At 39.5% G+C, this 21347-nt stretch carries 22 protein-coding genes; 13 read left to right on the forward strand and 9 right to left on the reverse strand.

Annotated features, from left to right (window positions below; all coding sequences use genetic code 11):
* Positions 1 to 5 precede the first annotated feature (5 nt).
* Complete coding sequence (murG, locus tag J678_RS08825) at positions 6 to 1103, reverse strand: undecaprenyldiphospho-muramoylpentapeptide beta-N-acetylglucosaminyltransferase (protein WP_000132437.1); 1098 nt, start codon at positions 1101 to 1103, stop codon at positions 6 to 8.
* Between the two features lie 234 nt (positions 1104 to 1337).
* The gene (gene gshB / locus J678_RS08830) at positions 1338 to 2285 is read right to left on the reverse strand and encodes a glutathione synthase (RefSeq protein WP_017393064.1); all 948 of its coding nucleotides are present in this window, start codon (positions 2283 to 2285) and stop codon (positions 1338 to 1340) included.
* 161 nt (positions 2286 to 2446) lie between these two features.
* Between gshB and J678_RS08835 the strand changes: the two genes are divergently transcribed.
* Positions 2447 to 2659: a DUF1737 domain-containing protein gene (locus tag J678_RS08835; protein ID WP_004711478.1), complete on the forward strand. Its 213-nt coding sequence runs from the start codon at positions 2447 to 2449 to the stop codon at positions 2657 to 2659.
* Between the two features lie 226 nt (positions 2660 to 2885).
* The gene (locus J678_RS08840) at positions 2886 to 5078 is read left to right on the forward strand and encodes a TonB-dependent receptor (protein WP_031955563.1); all 2193 of its coding nucleotides are present in this window, start codon (positions 2886 to 2888) and stop codon (positions 5076 to 5078) included.
* Between the two features lie 52 nt (positions 5079 to 5130).
* Here the strand turns inward: J678_RS08840 and pyrE are convergent, their stop codons facing one another.
* Positions 5131 to 5781: an orotate phosphoribosyltransferase gene (gene pyrE, locus J678_RS08845; RefSeq protein WP_031955561.1), complete on the reverse strand. Its 651-nt coding sequence runs from the start codon at positions 5779 to 5781 to the stop codon at positions 5131 to 5133.
* Between the two features lie 38 nt (positions 5782 to 5819).
* On the opposite strand from pyrE, the gene J678_RS08850 reads away from it, so the two are divergent.
* Positions 5820 to 6644, forward strand: coding sequence for an exodeoxyribonuclease III (locus J678_RS08850; RefSeq protein ID WP_006582457.1), 825 nt, complete (start codon positions 5820 to 5822; stop codon positions 6642 to 6644).
* Between the two features lie 456 nt (positions 6645 to 7100).
* Positions 7101 to 7451, forward strand: coding sequence for an arsenate reductase (locus J678_RS08855; RefSeq protein ID WP_002053925.1), 351 nt, complete (start codon positions 7101 to 7103; stop codon positions 7449 to 7451).
* Positions 7452 to 7489: 38 nt separating this feature from the next.
* Here the strand turns inward: J678_RS08855 and J678_RS08860 are convergent, their stop codons facing one another.
* Positions 7490 to 7927 carry a DUF2147 domain-containing protein gene (locus J678_RS08860; protein ID WP_002053814.1) on the reverse strand — a complete coding sequence of 146 codons (438 nt, stop codon included), beginning with the start codon at positions 7925 to 7927 and terminating at the stop codon, positions 7490 to 7492.
* Positions 7928 to 8076: 149 nt separating this feature from the next.
* Between J678_RS08860 and J678_RS08865 the strand changes: the two genes are divergently transcribed.
* Positions 8077 to 8988, forward strand: coding sequence for an alpha/beta hydrolase (locus J678_RS08865; RefSeq protein WP_002053915.1), 912 nt, complete (start codon positions 8077 to 8079; stop codon positions 8986 to 8988).
* A gap of 178 nt (positions 8989 to 9166) precedes the next feature.
* Entirely contained in the window at positions 9167 to 10360 is a 1194-nt protein-coding gene (locus J678_RS08870; protein ID WP_031955560.1) for a GGDEF domain-containing protein, read from the forward strand.
* Here J678_RS08870 and dsbD read toward each other — a convergent pair whose 3' ends face one another.
* From dsbD to J678_RS08890, 4 genes are all read right to left on the reverse strand, one after another.
* Positions 10361 to 12169 carry a protein-disulfide reductase DsbD gene (gene dsbD, locus J678_RS08875; RefSeq protein WP_031955559.1) on the reverse strand — a complete coding sequence of 603 codons (1809 nt, stop codon included), beginning with the start codon at positions 12167 to 12169 and terminating at the stop codon, positions 10361 to 10363.
* 18 nt (positions 12170 to 12187) lie between these two features.
* On the reverse strand, positions 12188 to 12955 hold the full coding sequence (locus J678_RS08880; RefSeq protein ID WP_002053755.1) for a transporter: 768 nt from the start codon (positions 12953 to 12955) through the stop codon (positions 12188 to 12190).
* A gap of 12 nt (positions 12956 to 12967) precedes the next feature.
* Positions 12968 to 13513 carry an ankyrin repeat domain-containing protein gene (locus tag J678_RS08885; RefSeq protein ID WP_004711466.1) on the reverse strand — a complete coding sequence of 182 codons (546 nt, stop codon included), beginning with the start codon at positions 13511 to 13513 and terminating at the stop codon, positions 12968 to 12970.
* Between the two features lie 158 nt (positions 13514 to 13671).
* Positions 13672 to 14022: an HPF/RaiA family ribosome-associated protein gene (locus J678_RS08890; RefSeq protein ID WP_002053923.1), complete on the reverse strand. Its 351-nt coding sequence runs from the start codon at positions 14020 to 14022 to the stop codon at positions 13672 to 13674.
* A gap of 252 nt (positions 14023 to 14274) precedes the next feature.
* Here J678_RS08890 and puuE point away from each other — a divergent pair, with 252 nt between their 5' ends.
* From puuE to J678_RS08915, 5 genes are all read left to right on the forward strand, one after another.
* Entirely contained in the window at positions 14275 to 15240 is a 966-nt protein-coding gene (puuE, locus tag J678_RS08895) for an allantoinase PuuE (protein ID WP_032027263.1), read from the forward strand.
* Between the two features lie 99 nt (positions 15241 to 15339).
* Complete coding sequence (gene uraD / locus J678_RS08900) at positions 15340 to 15843, forward strand: 2-oxo-4-hydroxy-4-carboxy-5-ureidoimidazoline decarboxylase (RefSeq protein ID WP_004711460.1); 504 nt, start codon at positions 15340 to 15342, stop codon at positions 15841 to 15843.
* The gene (gene uraH / locus J678_RS08905) at positions 15840 to 16163 is read left to right on the forward strand and encodes a hydroxyisourate hydrolase (RefSeq protein ID WP_031955557.1); all 324 of its coding nucleotides are present in this window, start codon (positions 15840 to 15842) and stop codon (positions 16161 to 16163) included. Before uraD ends, uraH begins: the two co-directional genes overlap by 4 nt.
* A gap of 24 nt (positions 16164 to 16187) precedes the next feature.
* Positions 16188 to 17555, forward strand: a complete 1368-nt coding sequence (locus tag J678_RS08910; protein ID WP_031955556.1) for a nucleobase:cation symporter-2 family protein — start codon at positions 16188 to 16190, stop codon at positions 17553 to 17555.
* Positions 17556 to 17676: 121 nt separating this feature from the next.
* Entirely contained in the window at positions 17677 to 18402 is a 726-nt protein-coding gene (locus J678_RS08915) for an outer membrane protein OmpK (protein WP_002053945.1), read from the forward strand.
* 55 nt (positions 18403 to 18457) lie between these two features.
* Here J678_RS08915 and hpxO read toward each other — a convergent pair whose 3' ends face one another.
* Entirely contained in the window at positions 18458 to 19615 is a 1158-nt protein-coding gene (gene hpxO / locus J678_RS08920) for an FAD-dependent urate hydroxylase HpxO (RefSeq protein WP_009505337.1), read from the reverse strand.
* 199 nt (positions 19616 to 19814) lie between these two features.
* Here hpxO and alc point away from each other — a divergent pair, with 199 nt between their 5' ends.
* Both alc and J678_RS08930 read left to right on the forward strand, forming a co-directional pair.
* A complete protein-coding gene (gene alc, locus J678_RS08925; RefSeq protein ID WP_032027264.1) occupies positions 19815 to 20825 on the forward strand; it encodes an allantoicase in 1011 nt (336 codons plus the stop codon).
* Complete coding sequence (locus J678_RS08930; RefSeq protein WP_031955554.1) at positions 20822 to 21325, forward strand: ureidoglycolate lyase; 504 nt, start codon at positions 20822 to 20824, stop codon at positions 21323 to 21325. Before alc ends, J678_RS08930 begins: the two co-directional genes overlap by 4 nt.
* Positions 21326 to 21347: the final 22 nt, after the last annotated feature.

Consider the following 21347-nt stretch of genomic DNA (forward strand, 5'->3'; position numbering starts at 1 on the left):
TCCGATTACATTTTTTGAATAAGATCAACCACATGCTGAGTTGCATTTGGTTGGGCATGTTGACGCGCTTTCACTGCCATTTCTGTAAGCAATTGGCGGTTCATCAACGTAGTAAACAATTGATTTAAAACTTCTGGTGTCATGGTCGATTGCTGGCAAATTTTTGCAGCTCCGACATCGGCCAGAAATTTGGCATTTGCAGTTTGGTGGTCATCTACCGCAATTGGAAGCGGCACAAAAACTGCTGCAACTCCAGCGGTAGCAACTTCTGTCACAGTTAAAGCGCCCGCACGGCAAATAATCAGGTCTGCTTCGCTATAGGCTTTTGCCATATCTTCAATAAAAGGCAAAACCTGTACAGTTAAATTTGCTGGCGCATCTGCGTACAAAGCTTGAGTTGCCTCAACCTGTTGCTGACCACATTGATGGAAAATATTCAGTGGCACTTGAAGTTGTTTTAATGCCGGAGGTAAACGTTCATTAAGTGCTTTTGCACCTAAAGACCCACCCACAATTAAAATATTTAACGGCTTACCCGCTTGCTCACGCTCATCGTAGCGCCATTTGGGGCTTAAAATATCTGTAATTTCGCGGCGTACCGGATTTCCGGTAGTGACCACTTTTTCGCTCGCAGGAAAAGTATTTGGGAATGCTTCGCATACTACTTTAGCTACACGTGACAACTGTGCATTGGTAAAACCGGCAACTGCATTTTGCTCATGAATGAGAACAGGAATACCTAATAAGCGAGCAGCCAGACCACCCGGTCCTGCAACATAGCCACCAAAGCCAGCTACTGCATCAACTTTAAGCTGTTTCATATAGCGCATCGCGCTAAAAGTTGCTTTTAAAATTTTAAAAGGCGCAGCAAGTTTACGGATGACCCCGTTGCCACGTACACCTTGAATATCAATTTGATATATTGGAATATTTTGATCTTTTAATAACCGATTTTCCATACCTGTTGGCGTGGCTAACCATGAAACTTGACAACCTTGCTGTTGAAGTTGTTTGGCTACGGCGAGGGCTGGAAAAACATGTCCACCAGTACCGGCAGCCATCATCATGACATGTTTAGGTTTGCTTTGCTGTGAATCTGTCACGGTCTAATTCTTCAACTCAAAAAACAATGGAAATTGTCATCTATTTTTGTAGCCGTTTATTTTAATCCTAAAGCTTCATTAACGAAAAGCGAATTTCACTCGTTTATAACAGAAAGATGTGCTTTTTTGAAAATATGCCTACAAAGCGCTAGCGTATTTCATATTGTGGTTTTATTAATTGATATATTTTTAGGTGATTTCCCAGCATTCGCTTAGGAAATCACTCAAACTGGATTATTGAGCAGGACGACCCGCTTCTAATACGTCAAATAGATCATCGGCAATTGATGTACCAAATTGAGCATCAATTTCACGAATACAGGTTGGGCTAGTCACATTAATTTCAGTCACATAATTACCAATCACATCAAGCCCAACAAATACCAATCCTTTTTCACGTAAGAAAGGCCCGATTTTCGCTGCAATGAGTTTGTCATTTTCAGTAAGTGGACGCGCTTGGCCTAAACCACCTGCTGCCAAGTTACCGCGCACTTCACCATTTTGTGGAATACGAGCTAGACAGTACGGAACAGGTTCACCATTCACCATTAGAATTCGTTTATCCCCTTCTACAATTTCAGGAATATAACGCTGAGCCATAATTGGACGAGTGCCTAATTCTGTCAACATTTCCAATGTAGAACCAATATTTACACCGTCTTGGTATAAACGGAAAATACCCATCCCGCCCATACCATCAAGTGGCTTAACAATCACATCGCCATGTTCTTTAATAAATTCACGAATCAGGCTCTGCTGTGATGTCACAAGTGTAGGCACTTGTAGCTCTGGAAACTGCGTAGCAAAAAGTTTTTCATTGCAATCACGCAGTGATTGAGGCTTGTTAATAATCCATGCGCCTTCACGCTCAGCTTGCTCAAGCACATAAGTCGTGTAGACAAAGTTCATGTCAAAAGGCGGATCTTTACGCATGAGTACAACATCATAAGCCGCGATTGATTCTTTTTTCTTTTCGCCTAACTCATAATAATGGCTGTAATCTTCAAAAACTTTTAACGGAGAGATGAGACCGTAAGCCTTACCTTGATCGATATATAAATCTTGTTGTAATGCATAACCTAACTCATGTCCACGACGGCTCGCCGCCCACAACATTGCCATGGTTGAATCCTTTTTCAGATTTACGGTTTCAATCGGATCCATGACGACAAGTACACGCATGCTCAAGCTCTTCTTAAAATTTAAATTAGCATGAGTATAGCTGAGATTTTTCACTCGTTTTTCTTAATTTTAGTAAAACCTTATCGGTTATTTCTTTATCTTGAATTCAGATAAATTCAGTTAAACTAAGGTCATAAAATATTATTTTTTAAAGGCTAAAGATGAAACTTTATCGCTATTTAACAGGCCCTGATGACTCTGCTTTTTGCGCACGAGTGACTAAAGCGCTCAATCATGGCTGGGAATTATATGAAGCACCCACCATGACCTTTAATGGCACTCAAGTGATAGTGGGCCAAGCAATTTGCAAAACGATTGATGAAAACTATGATCCAGAAATGGATATTGTAGATGTGCTCAAAAACAATGCTTAACTCTAAGGGTGTTTTTTAATAATGAAGCACCCTCTTCAAACCTCTATTCATAAATAAAACTAATCATTTCAATCAAGCAATTATTCATCACATAAATTATTTTTTTAAAATCAACAATTAAAAATCTATCACGATAATTTTATAAGCAATAGTTCTTTTATTCTAAACAATTAAATGATTATAATTATCATTTATACTTTTATTTTTGTTAATTGACTTTATTTTTATGTTAAAAATTTCTATCTCATCTCCCCAAATTAAAAGCTCGTTCCCACTTAGCCTACTCAGTTTAATGATCTTGAATATTCAAGGTGCCTACGTAGAGGAATTAGCTGACTCAGCTTCAAAAGTTGCAGCAGTCATGCCAACTATAAAAATTGAAGCGATGAGTGAACTCGATCCCATCAAAAGTTATATCGACTACGACAAAGCCAATGTCACTCGTAATGGTTTAGATAAAAAAGATATTCCGCAAACCGTTGATACCATTGATGTTCAGAAATATAAAATTTATGGATCAAATGATTTAAGCGTCATGCTGCAAGGTACACCAGGCGTATCAACCAGTTACGATATGCGCGGCGATGGGATCACGATTCGTGGTTTTGGTGCAGACACAGGCGATATTTACCGCGACGGTATACGTGAAAGCGGACAAGTACGCCGCAGTACAGCCAATATTGAACGTATTGAAATTTTAAAAGGCCCTGCTTCGGTTTTGTATGGACGTAGCGCTGGTGGTGGGGTTGTGAATATGGTGAGTAAGTTTGCCAATTTTGACTCTAAAAGTTCAGTTGGTGCATATGCGGGTTCATACGATAATTACGGTACAACGGCTGACATCAACCAAGTACTTAATGACAATTTAGCAGTACGTTTGACTGGAGAATATGGCGAGTCAGGCAGCTTCCGCTCAGGTATTAAAAATAAAATTGAGATGTTTTCCCCAAGCTTTACCTATAAAAATGACGATGGAACACTCACTTGGACCACACAATATACCTATGACAAATTAGGTCGAGTTCCTGACCGTGGGCCAACGCGTGACAATCTACCTGCAGGTACATCTATCAAAACAGGATTTGCCCAAGATGGCGATTATGTTGATGATATTTTGCAAGTGGTCCGTACCGATGTAAATTATGAATATGCACCTGACTGGAACTTCCACTGGGCAGCGAGTTACCGTCAAGCAGAACAGAACTTTGACCACTTTTATTTTGGGACTTATTGTGGGTTAGATGGCAAAGATTTAAAAGGCAAAATCTGTACAACAAAAAAAGGCTATATCAATCAAATTTACTATTGGCAACAAACTAGCAATAAGACCACAACCAATACCTTTGATATTAAGGGTAAATTCAAAACAGGCTCGCTTGAGCACCAAATTATGGTCGGTACAGACTGGACCTATGAGCAACGAGAACCACGTCTAGCCAATAAGACTCAAAACGGTTCAGCCATTTATGGTTATGTTAATCCGCTCACTGGTGAACGTGAATATAGTCGTGGCAATGGCCCTCTTTTAATTAGCCAACATAACTACAATGAAGGTACCACTTATGGTGTATTTGTTCAGGATTTAATTGGTCTAAATGACCAACTTAAACTCATGATGGGCCTACGTTATGATTACTTTGACTTTTCAACTACCAATAAACTTAATAATGATCATCGTAATGTAAAAGACAGTAGTCTTAGTCCAAATTTGGGTTTAGTCTGGCAACCCGTTCCAGAACATAGCTTTTATACGTCTTACTCTAAGAGTTTTGCACCATTTGGCGGACAAATGGGTGTTAACCAAGTTACTGGGAGCACCGATGTCACAAAAATGGATAAAGAGCCTCAATATAATGAGCAATATGAAGTGGGTGTAAAAAGTGAATGGTTAGATAATCGGTTAAATACTCAATTTTCTGTCTTTGATATTCGTAAAAATAATATTCGCTATAAACCAAACCCAGACAGTGAGCCAGATGTATGGGCAACTGCCGGTCAGCATCAATCTCGTGGTCTCGAATTTAGCTTTATTGGGCGTGTACTTGATAATGTCTTTGTTCGCGGTGGGTATGGCTACACAGATGCAAAAGTAAAAGAAGACAAGCAAAATCCTGAACGTGAAGGCAACTATTTAGCAAACACATCTAAGAACACAGGTAATTTATTTGTTCGTTATTTACCAACCGAGCAGTGGTATACCGAAGTGGGCGTGACCTATGTCGGTTCTTATTATCCAAATATTAATAATCAAGTAAAAATGGAAGGCTTCAATCGTGTTGATGCAGCAATTGGCTATAGTGCCGACCCTTGGAATGTCACACTTGCGGTGAACAATTTAACCAATAAAGAGTACTGGCGTTCAGACAGCATGCCAGGCACACCACGTAATGTGTTATTGCGTTTAAATTATCAGTTTTAAGTAAAAATATTAAAAAGGCACACCCCTACTTTAGAGGTATGCCTTTTTATTTTTAGATACCGTATTTTTCACGGTAAGCTTGCATATTAGCTAGCGCTTCTTTTTCGCCTTTCGCTTCTAAATAATCCATTAAGTCCTTCATAGTAATCAGTGCATGCACAGGAATTTCTAATTCTTTTTGAACTTCTTGAATTGCAGAAAGTTCACCTTGACCACGTTCTTGACGATCTAGCGCAACCAAAACACCCGCAATAGTTGCACCGGCACTTTTCAAAATCGTTACCACTTCGCGAATCGCTGTACCTGCGGTAATCACGTCATCAATAATCCAGACTTTTTTACCTTCAACCGCAGCACCAACTAAAACACCACCTTCGCCATGATCTTTCGCTTCTTTACGGTTAAAACCCCATGGCACGCTCTTGTTATGTGTTTGCGACAAAGCAACAGCAGTCGCAGCTACAAATGGAATACCTTTGTAAGCTGGGCCAAAAATCACATCAACATTTTCGCATTGTGTTAATTTATCGGCATAGCCTTGCGCTAAAAGAGATAAAGCTTCACCATCGTTGAGTAGGCCTGCATTAAAAAAATAAGGACTCACGCGTCCAGATTTTAAAGTAAACTCACCAAATTTAAGCACACCGCGTGATAATGCGAGTTCGATAAATGCTTGCGGGTGAAATGACACAGGCGTTGTCATGAGGTGCTCCAAATTCACAATTGAGGTTAAATTTTCGCATGATACCAAAGGATCAGTATCCAAGTGATGTAAAAATTCTTCGAGTCGTTTCCATTAACGTAAATGGCTTACGTTCTTCAGTGACGAAAGGCTTACTTGAATGGTTAGAACAATCCGATGCCGATGTCGTATGCATGCAGGAAAGCCGCATTACCCATGAACAATGGACTGAGAAATTTAGACCCGAGGGATGGCATACCCATCTCTTTCCAGCAGAGCGTGCAGGCTACGCAGGTACTGCAATTTATAGCCGCTTACCCTTTGTCTCTATTAAAGATGGTTTAGGGTTTGAATTGGCCGATAGTCAAGGCCGCTTCATTTCTGCCGAATTTGATTTGGGTTTGTCACATCCCGTACATATTGCATCATTATACTTACCTTCGGGCTCAAGTGGTGAAGAAGCGCAGGCACGTAAAGATTTATTTTTGGGTGAATACGCAAAAATCTTAAAACAATGGCGTGATGAGAATAAGTCCATCATTATTTGTGGCGATTACAACATTGTTCATAAACGAATTGATATTAAAAACTGGTCGGGCAACCAGAAGTCGTCTGGCTGTTTACCACATGAGCGTGCTTGGCTTGATCATATTTATGATGAACTTGGCTATGTAGACACCTTCCGTGTGGTAAGAACAGAAGCCGAATTGTACTCATGGTGGTCAAATCGCGGACAAGCTCGTGCGAAAAACGTAGGGTGGCGTATTGACTACCAAGCATGTTCACCAGACTGGAAAGCACGCACAGTAAATGCATGGGTTTATAAAGATCAATGGTTTAGCGATCATGCTCCAGTTATTATCGACTATAAAATTCAAGATTAAGTGAACAAGTGTTCACTTGCATTGTCGTTTTTGCTTACAACACATGTCGTTTTTGAGTATTTTTCTTACACACGTTTAACGGCATTATAGCCCCACGGCACAGGGAAGCAGTCAGGATGACGCAAAAGGATAGGACGCCGTAGGAAGATAAAATAAACTTAAGATAAGTTTATTTGCAAGGATGTGACAATGGACGTTGAAATGAGACCCGCATGATCAGGATGATTAAATGCGGGTTTTCTCTTTTCTATCTCTTATTTTTTGCGCTAAGTTCTTTTAGTTTTCTAGATTCTTCTTATTGAGTTCATTATTACCTTGTCTTATGACAATAACATGACATTCTTTATTGTTTTAATCATTATTTTTCATTTGTTTTAAAAGTATCGGTATAAAGTAGTGCCCAAATGCATTTTGGGTTAGGCTGTGTGTTCTTTCTTTTTGACATGGTCCGATAAAATGTTAAAAATTTATGGTATTAAAAACTGTAATTCAATGAAAAAAGCATTTGATGCCTTACAAGCAAAAGGTTTGAGTTACGAATTTCACGATTATAAAAAACAAGGAATTGATGCCGATACCTTGAAAATCTGGTTAAAAGAAATTGGACAAGATACCGTTCTCAACAAGAAAGGTACTACGTGGAAAAAACTATCTGAAGATGAACAAACTCGTGCTTTAAGCAGCGAAGATCATCTTATTGAAGCGCTAATTGCTCAGCCAAGCTTAATCAAGCGCCCAGTTCTACAGACCTCTAAAGGTTTTCTGGTCGGTTTTGATGAAACTGCCTATCAAAACTTAAATGCATAAAAAAACGAGCCAAATGGCTCGTTTTTTTATTCACAGATTTAGTTGGCACGAATCCACGTTTGGTTACGGCCCAATGCTGAAACACCAATATAGCCGCGTAATTTAAGCTTTTTACCACCCTCAGCCAACTCACCTTTTAATTTGTAAGTTTTGCCAGATTTAGGGTCTAAAATTGTACCGTTTTCATAACTGGTACCACCTACATTTTTTAGATTATGTACAATGGTGACACCTTTAAGCGGTTTGTTTTTATACGGACCTTCACATTTTGTACAAGAGTTTTCTTCACCTGGTGTCAAAATGCTTTGAATGGTTGCAGTTAAGGTTCCATCCTTCTGTTCCGTAAACTTTACTACGGCTTTGGGCTTATTGGTTTGGTCATCAATCGTTTTCCATACCGTTCCGTTTAGTGGGTCAGCCGCATTGGCAAATGCAGCCATACCAACAAGTCCTAAAGCTAAAGCAATCTTTTTCATTTTTGTAATATCCTTGGGTCTTTCAAGACTTCAGTATTCAAAACTCGCAACGATATTGCAATTTTTGAATGTGACTGTTTCGTGTAACCTTGTAACCTTGAAAAATAAAATTTATAGGGAAACAAGTTATTAACATAAGCGGATACTATATGAATATACCAAACGTTTTAAAATATTATTTAACAGAAACATTTCTTAAAACAGCAATTCGCAAACCAAGTCAGTTGAATTTACCTCCAACTGCTTTACGCCCTATGCTTGAACAACTTTGCCGAGCATTTCCAAAACAAAAAAATGTAACTGTTCGTCCGATTCGGCTTGCTGGTGTAAAAGGTGAGGAAATTAAAGCTCAGGATTCAGCAACCCAGCTTATTTTTCATATTCACGGCGGCGCTTTTTTTCTGGGTAGTGTAAAAACCCATCATGCATTTATGACGGATTTAGCTGCCCGCACCCAAATGCAAATCATTCATGTGGACTATCCACTTGCTCCGGAACATCCATATCCTGAAGCGATTGAAGCATTATATGACGTATATCAATCATTATTAGTTCAAGGTATTCAGCCCAAAGATATTATTTTATCGGGCGATTCATGCGGGGCTAATTTAGCTTTAGCACTTTGCTTGCGTTTAAAAGAACAACCCGAACTCATGCCAAGTGGTCTAATTTTATTGTCACCTTTCTTAGATTTGACCTTAACCAGTGAATCTTTAAGATTTAACCAAAAACATGATGCATTGCTTTCTCTTGAAGCCCTGCAAATAGGTATTCAACATTATATTGGCAACCATATTGCAGCAGATGACCCACGTGTTTCGCCTATTTTTGATAACTTAGAAGGTTTGCCACCGACTTTAGTACAGGTGGGTTCTAAAGAAATTTTATTAGACGATGCAAAACGCTTTAGAGAAAAAGCTGAAGAAGCAGGTGTCAAAGTACATTTTAAACTTTATACAGGCATGTGGCATAACTTCCAGATGTTTAATGCTTGGTTCGACGAAGCAAAACATGCGATGGCAGATATTGCCGAATTTGCTCATGAACTTGATAAAACTTAATTAAAATGAATGAAGTGATGAGCTTGAAATACCTCTCACTTCATCTTATTTATAAAAACTTTAATCTTAAGGTTTAATGAGTGAATCATGGTATGTTTAGGTTATGAATCATTCAAACTCTCCCATTTTAGGATGATCTGAAGAAGAGATATCTCTATTTAGGAGTTCCTTTATTATTATGAAAATTCGTTTAATCACTCATCCTATAAATAAAATAAAACAGGTGATTCTCGAATTCATCCATAACAATCATATTATTAATTGGACCCCGTTACAAAAAAGTGCACTGATGCTGACCCTCGCCTGTGCAATGAATTTCAGTTGGATTTTATGGAAAGGCTATATCTTAATAACGCCTGGTGTCTGGCAATGGTCAAATTTACCTTTAGTCGAATCACAGCTCTGGCTCAACTTATTGACCTTATTTTTATTAGCTTTGCTGATTATTCCGTGTTACCGCTATAAAGACCAAGACTGGGCTCAAAAAATTGTTCCTCTTATTAGCGTGCAAGCCTTTATGCTCATGCTGTGTCACGATGGTTATTTAATAGGAAGTATCAGCCCAGCCACAATGGTCGGTTATGTAGGTACGATTGGCGTAGGTTTAGTTTTATTTGAAAGAAAAATTGTTTATAGCGCTTTTATACCAGCAACAATTATTTTAGCCGTGTGTACTTATTTAAGTATGAATGGGGTTATACCCTACGCTCCACTATTTAACTTCACGGCTATCCGACATGCTCAAACCAATCCATTTTGGTTAGGGAGTATGCTGTTTTTTATTATGCCGATTTTAGTGGCGTGCTTTATTTTATTTGAAATTCTACTAACTCAATGGCGCCAAAGAGAAACTTATATTCAACGCTTAAGCCAGATCGACCCATTAACTAATGTATTAAATAGACGCAGTTTAAATGCACATCTTGAAACACTGCACGAACAACAATTCGATTATGCTTTAGTCCTTCTCGACATAGACCATTTTAAAAAAATTAATGATGTATATGGACATCATCAGGGCGATCAGGTCCTGATTAAAATTGCTCAATGTCTTTCTGAAAATTTACGTAATGAAGACATCATTGGTCGATTTGGTGGAGAAGAATTTATTTTATTACTCCCTCATACCGACATTATTCAAGCGGAAAAAATTGCGGAACGTTGCCGACTTGCCTTACAAGGGTTATCTATTTTCAATAATCAGAATATTCAGATTCATGTAAGTGCAAGCTTTGGAATTAGCTGTTCCGCTTTTGCAAACGATCCCTACCTTGTCATTCGGCAGGCAGATGAAGCACTTTATGCAGTAAAGGCTTCAGGGCGTAATCAAGTCCGCACTTTTCAACAAATACCACATATAAAATCAATTTGACTATTTAACTTTCGATAAGCTTGCAAGCTGTTGCAAAAGCTCTTGCTGACTAAAGGCACCTGTTAAACGCAAAGAACGAATTTCTTGTTGTTGCTTATTTAAAAAGAGATACGTTGGTGGCCCAAGAATATTCCACTGCTTGAGTAGAGCTTCATGTGAATGATCATAATGGCTTAAATCAAGCTTAATGAGATAGTAAGGCGCAAGAGCTGACTGAACTTCTGGCGCTTTTAAAATACGATGTTCAATAGGCTGACAAGCCACACACCAGTCTGCATAGACATCAACGACAATAGCCCGATCAGCAGGCGCTGCTGCTAAAATTTTCTGAAAGTCTGCGGCTGTAGTTGCAACATGCCATTCAGCCATATGGTCGGAACTTTGCAAACTTCGATTTTGAAAATGCTGATACTGGTTATAAGCAACAAATGGCGTTACCAATAAAAGTAGTAAGGCATATAGCCACTGTAACTGCCCTTTTTTCCAAAAGAACTGATACAGCGCATAAATAATAAAAGCCAGCCCTAGCAATAAACTAAGCACTTGCATGCCCCAATCTGGCAATAAAGGGCGAATAAAATAAAGACTTAATCCTAACATCAGAAAAGCAAAAATTACTTTAATCTGATGCATCCAGTCACCTGCTTTAGGTAAGAACTTTGCACCTAAAACACTGGCAATGAGTAAAGGAATTCCCATCCCAAAACCTAGACAGAATAAAAGCAAAGCACCTTGCCATTGGTTCTGGGTTTGAGAAATAAATAATAAGGTTCCAGCTAAAGGTGCAGTCATACATGGACCAACCAAGAGCGCAGAAACTACGCCCATGACCCCGGCACCAACCAAAGTACCACCTTGTTGCATAGACTGAATACGATCAAGCCGATTTAACCACGTTTGCGGTAAACGAAGCTCAAACAATCCAAATAGATTCAGCGCAAAAACTACAAACAGTAAACTAAACGCGATAAGCGTAGCAGGCTGTTGTAACCAGCGTTGGAAATTTAGCCCTGCTGAAGAAGCAATTAAACCTAGACCTGCATAAACCAATGCCATACTACACACAAAGGTAAGCGCAATGGTCCAAGCCTTTAAACCCTTATGCTCTCGAATAATCAGTGAGGTTAAAATTGGCAACATTGGTAAAGAACATGGCGTAAATGCAAGCAGCATGCCTAAACCTAAAAACAATAAAACACCATACCAAAGTGAGTGTTCAATTAATTTAGCTGACCAAATCTGGTCTTGTGCAATTTGGGGAGCGGCCGCTTCAGCTTTATTTTCTGAACTTGTCGGATCTTCTAAAGGTTCTTGAAATACTGGTTTATTTGCCAAATCTAATAAGCGTTTCTGTGCTGTTCCTGCTTGATTTTGTACACCAACCAGACCATCTGCATCGGTTTGAAACTCAATAGTTTGTGGTGGATAACAAATACGGTCTTTGGCACAGCCTTGCCAAGTTACAGTGTAGTGCTCTGAAGGTTTAGTCTTAATCTGGAAGTTGACTTGATGGTAATAAACCTGACTTTGCCCATAGTTCTCATCATATTGAGAAACGGCTTTAGGCAAATTTAAAGCTAAAGGTTGATTACCCTGCTGGACAGTAAATTTATGCTGATACAAATAATAATTTGGCTGAATCTGCCACGATAACTTTGCGGTATGCGATTGTGGCGATTCAACCGAAAATGAAAAAGCCTGTTCGGGTGAAAGTAGCTTATCTTCTGCAAAAACAAACTGGCTCAATACAAAACTAGCAGCTGCTAGAAAATAAATAATTCCCTGAGAAATAAGCTTTTTCATTAACATCAATTCAAGTTGGTTTTATCAAAATAAGAATGCCATGCCCAAGCCACCATGGTAGCCTTTATCTTGACCCTCTAAATCGACACCTACACTTGCATCAAGTTGAGTACGTTTATTAACTGCATACACTAAGCCTGTACCTAAACCATATTGGTAGTCTTGGCTTTCAGCTTTACGGTAAACAAATTCAGAATAGCCAGAAAGTTTGCCAGCAATTTTATAATTGATTGTTGGAATAGCTGTTACAGCCCAGTTGCTGTTTTGCACTTCGTAACGCATCGTAATTGCAGTATTGATTAAATCATTATACTGATAAGCCACTGCCGAACTTAAACTATAAATATCGTCATGTTCAGTAAACTCATCATTACCCGTTGCAATAAGCGCTTGAGCCAACACAGCCATTGTTAAATTTTCATCATTTAAATCAATCGCTTTTTTTAAGCCGATGCTTACATCACCTAAACCAGAAGTATCTGTCTTTTTACCAGCGCGCTTGGTTTGAGTCCAACCCGGACCTTGCCAACCCAATTGTAATTCTAAGTCTTTCGCCAAACCTGTACGGAATAACATATCGCCATGTACAGTTACGGTTTTTTCTTTCACGCCATCAACAGTTGCTTCTGTATAAGTTGCACTTGGCAAACCTTGTTCCCAAGCTAACTGCCCCACTGGAGTGATACCTGTCCCGAAGCCCGAACCTGGACGGTCAAACGAGAACTCTGCGGCAAAACTACTTCCTGCGGCAACAGTGGTCAGAGCAAAAGTTAAAATTTGAAATGTTCTCATTCTATATTCCAATCAAGTAGTTAGTTCTTTTGACATTTTTGCTCCATGATGGCGCAATAACTCTAGTGTTTCACGCTCTTCTTGAAGCGCTTCTGACCAATCTATTTCATCAAAATCACAATCAAAGAACAACTGACTGATTGAAGATAAAATGGTGAGTCCTTCTTCATCACGTGTGTTTGGATCAACTTTTTCATCAAGTAAACGTTGAACCGCTGGTGCGCATGCCGAACTTGCTGCATCCCATAGTGGACCATAAAATTCTTCTGCATCCCAAAGATGAACATTTGCCTTTGCCTGAATTAAGGCTTCAAGGATATCGAGATAAACTTGTAATGCTTGATCTTTTTCTTCTTTTGATAAGGGAGTGCCTGCTTCATACGCTTCCGAAACATCTTCCCACCATTTAAAAATTCCATCACAAATAATTGATACAGGTGGCCCTTGTTCCGGATCAATGAAATTCGGATCAAGCCCCTCAGCAAGTAATTTTTGTACTTGCGTAAGTTCTAATTCTTCTATGGCTTTAATTAAAGCCTGCTGCTGGGTGGTTAACATGACCATCTCTCAAAAATATATTAGGGCTATTATGCCTAATCTCTGATGAAGATTTTAGAGGTCAATGCTATTGCATTGCAAACCAAAAGTTGTGAAGAGTTTTTATCCGTCTTTTTTATTTTTCATAAAAAAAGCCCCGAAGGGCTTTTTAGCAATTTTTAAACTTCATCATCAATGAATTCTGGTTGACCACCTCTCGGGTGTTCCTTTTTCTCAAAAGTATGTTCAAGGCTACGTTTTAGTTTTTCAATCGCACCGTGAATTGAGGCATCAATATTTCCTGCTTTATGGTGCACTGCCACTGGTTTCAAGCCAGCAGGACGTGCTTCGATCATACAGTGGATATCTTTATCGCCACCTTTGTCCCCATTTTCATCACTAAAATGAACCGAGAAATGTGTAATACGTTCGCTATGACGTTGGAATTCTTGAGTAAGTTCTGCACGTACATAAGTAATTAAACGTTCACTATTATGGATGTTTTTATCTGTGCGGATTTCAATATTCATAAATACCATCCTCTCTTTCTTACTGTGGATCTTTTCTATGCAAAACTTTTTTATGTTGGCATGTTTTAAGCATGCATGAACTGACTTTAATTGTACATTTTGATGGTGTAATGGTTTGTTATCTCCTGACTTAAACGTACTGCTTTTAATTTATTTTGAAGATCTTCATACCTTCAATATCAGTCCATCTATGAAAATATGCAAGCTGATTTTTTAAATTTTTATGAAAAATTGAACAAAAGGAGAGCAATTGTGACCGAATCTTATCTATCTGGAGCAGAACTCATTGAGCAGATTCAAAAGTCTCCTTATTCACGTGATTTAATCGGTTATCACGGACAGCCTCCAGAGGTGAAATGGCCCAACAATGCTAAGATTGCCGTGCAATTTGTGTTGAATTATGAAGAAGGTGGCGAAAAGCATATTGAACACGGCGACGCAGGTTCGGAGCAATTTTTATCAGAAATTATTGGTGCTGCAAGCTATCCAGCTAAGCATATGTCGATGGACTCTATGTACGAATATGGTTCACGTGCTGGTTTTTGGCGCATCCATAGTGAGTTCCAACGGCGCAAGCTTCCAATGACTATCTTCGGCGTTGCCATGGCGCTGGCCCGTAACCCTTATATTGTCGAAGCCATTAAAGAAGCTGATTATGATGTCGTTTCTCATGGCTACCGCTGGCTTCACTATCAAGATACCGACATTGAAGTCGAAAAACAGCACATAGAACAAGCCTTATCAGTTTTAGAAAACTTGTTTGGAAATAAGACTATAGGTTGGTATACCGGACGTGATAGTCCTAATACCCGTCAGTTACTCGCAGAGTTTCCACAAATACAATACGACTCTGATTATTATGGTGATGACCTGCCTTTTTGGACCACACTAACCGATACGGCTGGGGCATCACGTCCTCATCTCCTTATTCCTTATACGCTCGAATGTAACGACATGAAATTCTGCTCACCGGGCGGATTTAATAGCTCAGAGCAGTTTTTCCAATATTTAAAAGATAGTTTTGATGTGCTGTATGCAGAAGGTGAAACTGCACCAAAAATGATGTCTATTGGAATGCACTGCCGTATTTTAGGGCGTCCGGGTCGCTTTAAAGCCTTACAAAGATTCCTCGACTATATTCAAATGCACGATCGTGTCTGGGTGTGTCGTCGTCAGGATATTGCAGAATATTGGTTTAAAAATCACATAACTCGTTAGTTGATTATTAATTTTCCAAATTCATTAGTGAAAGATTAACCACTCTTGGCACTGTTATTGCTAAAACTCTATATCATGATAACGAGTTTAGGAATAACAGTGTTTTTAGCCGAGTTTAATCAAGCCCCATCCGAGCAACTCAAGACTCTGTTAAACAACTGCGTCCATATTCCTGCTTGGGCCGAAAAAATTATTTCAGAACGTCCCTACTCTTCAACATCAGTTCTTTTAGGGTATGCAGAACAATTAAGCCACACATGGTCATGGCAAGAAATTCAGGCCGCTTTAGCAACCCATCCAAAAATTGGGGAACGACAGGCAAAAAAACAACTCAATGCAAAAGAGCAAGATTTTTCAGCTAAAGAACAAGCTGGTATCTCGTTGGATGAACAAACACAACAAGCTCTGCTGCAAGGTAATCTTGAGTATGAACAGAAGTTTGGTTTTATTTTTTTAATTAAAGCAGCCGGCCTCAGTAGCGAAGATATTTTAAAAAAACTTCATCAACGTCTTCAAAACAACTTAGCTATAGAAAAAGTCATTGTGCATGAGCAACTCGCAGCAATTGCTCTATTACGTCTATCACAGGAAGTACAAACATGATCAGCACTCATATTTTAGATACGAATTTAGGTAAACCGGCTGCACAGGTCGAAGTGAAATTGTTTCATGCAGCAACTCACGAACTAATTGCGACCGCAACCACTAAACAAGATGGGCGAGTGAGTGATTTTGAAATAAACGACTTGAGTGAAGGTGCTTATCAACTTGAATTTGAAATTGCTCCTTATTTTGCCTCCCAAGAAGTCAAAACTTTTTTCCCGCGTGTTTGTATTCAATTTTTTATAGAAGACATCAATCAGCATTATCACATTCCATTACTAATCAGCCCCTTCGCCTACTCCACTTATCGCGGCAGCTAATTCAAATATAAATAGGAGAAAAATATGAATCATCGACAAAAGAATGCGATTTCTCCAGAGCATGAGTATTTAGGAATTTCGAAAAGTTTTGCTTATGGCTTACAGCATGTACTCACCATGTATGGCGGCATTGTAGCACCGCCACTTATTATTGGAATGTCAGCTGGTTTAAGCTCGGCACAAGTCGGAATGCTCATTGCAGCAGCGCTATTTGTAGGCGGATTGGCAACTCTCATACAAACCATGGGAACAAAATATCTAGGGGCAAAACTACCTTTAGTTCAGGGGGTGTCTTTTGCAGGTGTGGCGACCATGGTTGCCATTATCACCACAGGCGGTGGTCTACCTGCAGTTTACGGGGCAGTCATTGTAGCCTCTCTAGTTGGGCTTTGCCTTGCGCCCTACTTTTCAAAAATCATTCGTTTTTTCCCACCTGTTGTAACCGGATGCGTCATCACGATTATTGGGCTATCTCTATTACCTGTTGCAATTCGTTGGATGATGGGTGGTAACGAGAAAGCACCCAACTGGGGAAGTGTAGAAAATATTTCTTTGGCACTACTGACCTTAGGTATTGTGATTGTTCTGAATATGCTACCTCAAGCCGGTATTCGTCGCTTATCCATATTATTGGCGATCATGGCTGGTAGTATATTGGCCTACTTCATGGGTTTTGGTGATTTTAGTCACGTGAGCTCAGGTGCATGGCTGCAATTCCCTCATCTATTTGCATTTGGTTTACCGACTTTTGAGCTCAGTGCGATCTTATCGATGCTGATTGTTACCTTAGTAATTATGACGGAAACCACTGCTGATATTATTGCGGTCGGAGACATTGTAGGAACTGAAGTCGATTCAAAACGTATTGCCAATGGCGTTCGTGCAGATATGTTCTCGAGTGCTATTGCACCTATTTTTGGTTCATTCATGCAAAGTGCTTTTGCACAAAATGTAGGATTGGTAGCAATTACAGGGATTAAGAGCCGTTTTGTCGTAGCGGCTGGGGGGGTTATTCTCATCATTTTAGGTCTATTGCCTGTTATGGGTCGCCTTATTGCAGCAATTCCTATGCCTGTACTTGGTGGTGCAGGTCTGGTCTTGTTTGGATCAGTTGCAGCGAGCGGAATCCGTACTTTGGCAAAAATTAATTATAACGATCAGAAAAATTTGATTATTGTCGCGACTGCTTTATCAGCAGGGATGATTCCTATTATTAACCATGAATTCTATGCTCACTTTCCAGTTTGGGTACAAACTTTGTTCCATTCGGGTATTAGTTCAACTTGTATCTTTGCTATCTTATTGAATTTGTTATTTAATCATTTACCTTCATTTCGTAGCTCATCCGCCCCTCAATTGAGCCAAACCATAAATACACGAAATACACATTAATGAATTCGTTTTTAGCGCCCCACTTCGGTGGGCTTTTTTTTAACCGTTGATCAAATTTGGCTTCATTTTTGCTTAAGACCCTGTATCCTTAGCGTGCTTTATTTGGGGGGAGATCATTTAAATGCAATTAAAGCAACTTGCGGCTACTTGTGCCTTGTTATCTGCAACAGCCATGGTTCAGGCAAAACCAATTTGGCAAGATTTTAGCGTGACTGGTCTTTATGGTGAAAACTATGAAGTTGTAGACGCAAAAGAAACCACCATCACTTTGGAATATGCAGCAAAAGTTAAATATGCTGATGTGTTCTTCTTCATGGACCGTATGCGCGGTGAAGATGATCATAAAAGTACATATTTTGAGTTATCACCACGTTTAAGCTTAGGTGAAATATCTGGCAAAAAATTGGCTTATGGCCCAATTAAAGATGTGCTCATTAGTACCACTTGGGAAAGTAACAGCGAAAACGGCAACAATTTCGATAACTTCTTATATGGTTTTGCTGTTGATTTAGATATTCCATATTTTAAATATGCGAATTTAAACTTCTACCGTGCAAACAACGAGAAAACTGATGACGATTATCAAATGACATTCGTCTATGGAATTCCATTTAATATTGCATCTGAAGAATTTTTGGTTGATGGTTTCCTAGATTGGTCAACTGCTGAAGGCGACCATGCCAGTGAGCTGAACTGGACAACTCAATGGAAATGGAATGTAGGTAAACACATTTCTCCTGACACACGCCTATACCTTGGTATTGAGCATTCTGTGTGGAATAATAAATTTGGTCTACAAGGCCGAGACGAAAATAACGTCAGTGCTTTGGTTAAATACCACTTCTAAAATTTTTTATTTAGAAGCATAAAACAGCAAGGAAAAATTCCTTGCTGTTTTTGTTTTAGTCGAGTGGATTACCGACAATATTACTAATAATACCCTGCATAATATGTCCGCCTTGTTCACGGCGTAATTCTGCATACCAAGCTTGGGTAACCGTTTCATCTTTCATATGGGTTACATCACAACGTTTGCGTGCACGAAGCACCAATTCATTGGCACGTTCATTACGTTTGTTTTGATAGCGGCGTAAAGCATCTTCTAGTCCCAAAGTATTAATTTGCAAAGAGCGCGCTAGATAAATCGCATCTTCCATGGCTTGGCAACCGCCCTGTCCAATATCAGGTGTGGTGCTATGAGCGGCATCACCTAAAATTACCACGCGACCTTTATAAAATTGGCTAAACGGTTCAATATCATGTATTTCTACCCGATTGGTCTTTTGCGGGTCTAAGCGTTCAATGAGCTGCTGTACAGGCTGGCACCAATCAGCAAAATATAGTTTTAAGAGCTTTTTATATTCATCACGATTATTTTCTAAGCCTGCTGGCAAAGGTACATCTAAAAAGAAATAAAAACGTCCATCCGCAACTGGCATCAGAGATGCACGTTTACCCTCTCCTACATAAGTCGTCCATTGTTGAGCTGGCGCTAAATCTTCAGAGATTTCAACCAAACCATTCCAGTTCACATAACCTGCATAACGGCGCTGTACCTGCTGACCTAACACATAGGCACGAGTCATTGAATGCGTACCATCGGCCCCAATTAGTAAGTCAGCTTGTGTTGAACTACCATCTGCAAAATGCACTTCAACATAATCAGCTTTATCCTCAAGGCTTACCATTTTTTTGCCTAAATAAATCTGATCTCGACCAAATTCATCCATCAGCATATTTTGTAAATCGGCACGTGCGACCGGATAAGGGCGTTGTCCCACTTCTTCAATTAATGGCCGTAAACTGAATTGTGTCATCACATCTCCAGTTAAACCATCTACATAGGCCAAGTCATCCATTTGCCCACCAAGTTTGGCGATTTTCTCTGTTAATCCCAGATAATTTAGACATTTCACACCATTCGACCACAGCGAAATTGCAGCGCCGACTGGAAGAATCTTTTCAGTTTGCTCAAAAATACGAACTTGGTGACCAAATTTCTTTAATGCAATGCCTGTGGTTAGACCTCCCATTCCCGCACCAATAATCACCACATTCATAACACGCTCCTATAGATATTCACCTATAGGGTGCTTATGCTAAAAACATGCCATCGTTCAAAATTTATTAAGCTTTTCCACCAAACTGGCATGCACCATGCTTATATATTTAAGTATAGAACTGGTCTCAACACGCTCAGTGTGAGTGCAGTTTTAAATGAAAAATCATGTTTTTAACAAGAAATACGGATACTCCATTATGGCAACATTGCACGCTCCAGCTTTTGAACTTCCTGAGATTTTGAATACTAAAACTAATTTGGCGGATGCCCGAATTGGTGCACAAGTGATTGAGTGTTCAGATGATTTCTTTGCAGAAGCAAAGCGTATGCTGCAATTTGAAGCACCTATTTTTGTTGAAGATAAATTCGATGATAACGGCAAATGGATGGACGGTTGGGAGACCCGCCGTAAGCGTCATGCAGGCTATGACTGGTGTATTGTGAAGTTAGGAGTGAGTGGAAAAATCAGTGCACTTGATATCGACACCACGTTTTTCACAGGAAATTATCCTGCATCTGCCTCATTAGAAGCATGTTATGCACCAAATGGTGACCTTGCTGGGGCAAAGTGGCAGAGTATTTTGAAAAATACAGAGCTAGGGCCGAGTCAACATCATATTTTCATGGTCAATAATGATGCAATTTTCACGCATATACGTCTCAATATTTTCCCAGACGGTGGTATTGCCCGTTTACGTGTTTATGGTGATGTTCATATTCAAGTGTCTGATACAGAGCAGACTCTCGATTTATTGGCCTTAGAAAATGGCGGTCGTGTAATTGCTTATAGCGATGCGCACTTTGGACACCCGCGTAATTTGATTAACCCCGGCCGTGGCGTCAATATGGGCGATGGATGGGAAACCAAACGCCGCCGCGCACCAGGTTATGACTGGTGTATTCTTGCATTGGGTAAAAGCGGAAAAATTGAAAAAATTGAAATTGATACGGCGCATTTTAAAGGTAACTTTCCTGCTGAAGTTTCTATTCAGGCGGTCTACCTTGAAAATGCAACCGATGCACAGCTGATTCCACAAAGTATGTTTTGGTCTTACTTACTTGAAGCCCAACCTATGCAAATGGACCATATTCATGAATATGTGAATGAGATTTTACAGCATGAAAAAATCTCACATATCCGTATTAATATGATTCCGGATGGTGGTATTAGCCGTGTCCGTTTATGGGGGAAAATTGCTAAGTCATGATCGTAGATACTGTTCAAATTCAGCCCTTAACTATTGAGAACTTTCAGCCCTTCGGAGAAGTTATTTGTTGTGATGGGCATGATTTTTTTCATATTAATGATGCACACACCGAGCGCTACCATGCGCTCGTTGAAACTGAAATTGAAGGTGAAGCAAAAGCAGGGATCAGTATTTTCCGTAACATCAAGGCCAGTGTCTTGCCTATGGAAATTTCCATGCTAGAGCGACATCCGAAAGGTTCTCAAGCATTTATTCCATTACAGCAACAAAAGTTTTTAATTATTGTCGCACCCGCTTTAGATGAAAATACTCCCGATATTTCCAAGCTCTGTGCTTTCATCTCGAATGGTAAGCAAAGTATTAATTATCGGGCAGGCACATGGCATCATCCGTTGCTTACCTTTGAAGCGCCGAGTGATTTTGCAGTGGTGGATCGAATTGGAGGTGGTGCAAATTGCGATGTTTTTCAATTTCCCCATCCGATAAAAATTACTTTTTAAATTAAAATATACAGATCTGTCT

The sequence above is a fragment of the Acinetobacter sp. 1424608 genome (assembly GCF_000588255.1).
Taxonomy (GTDB): Bacteria; Pseudomonadota; Gammaproteobacteria; order Pseudomonadales; family Moraxellaceae; genus Acinetobacter; species Acinetobacter nosocomialis.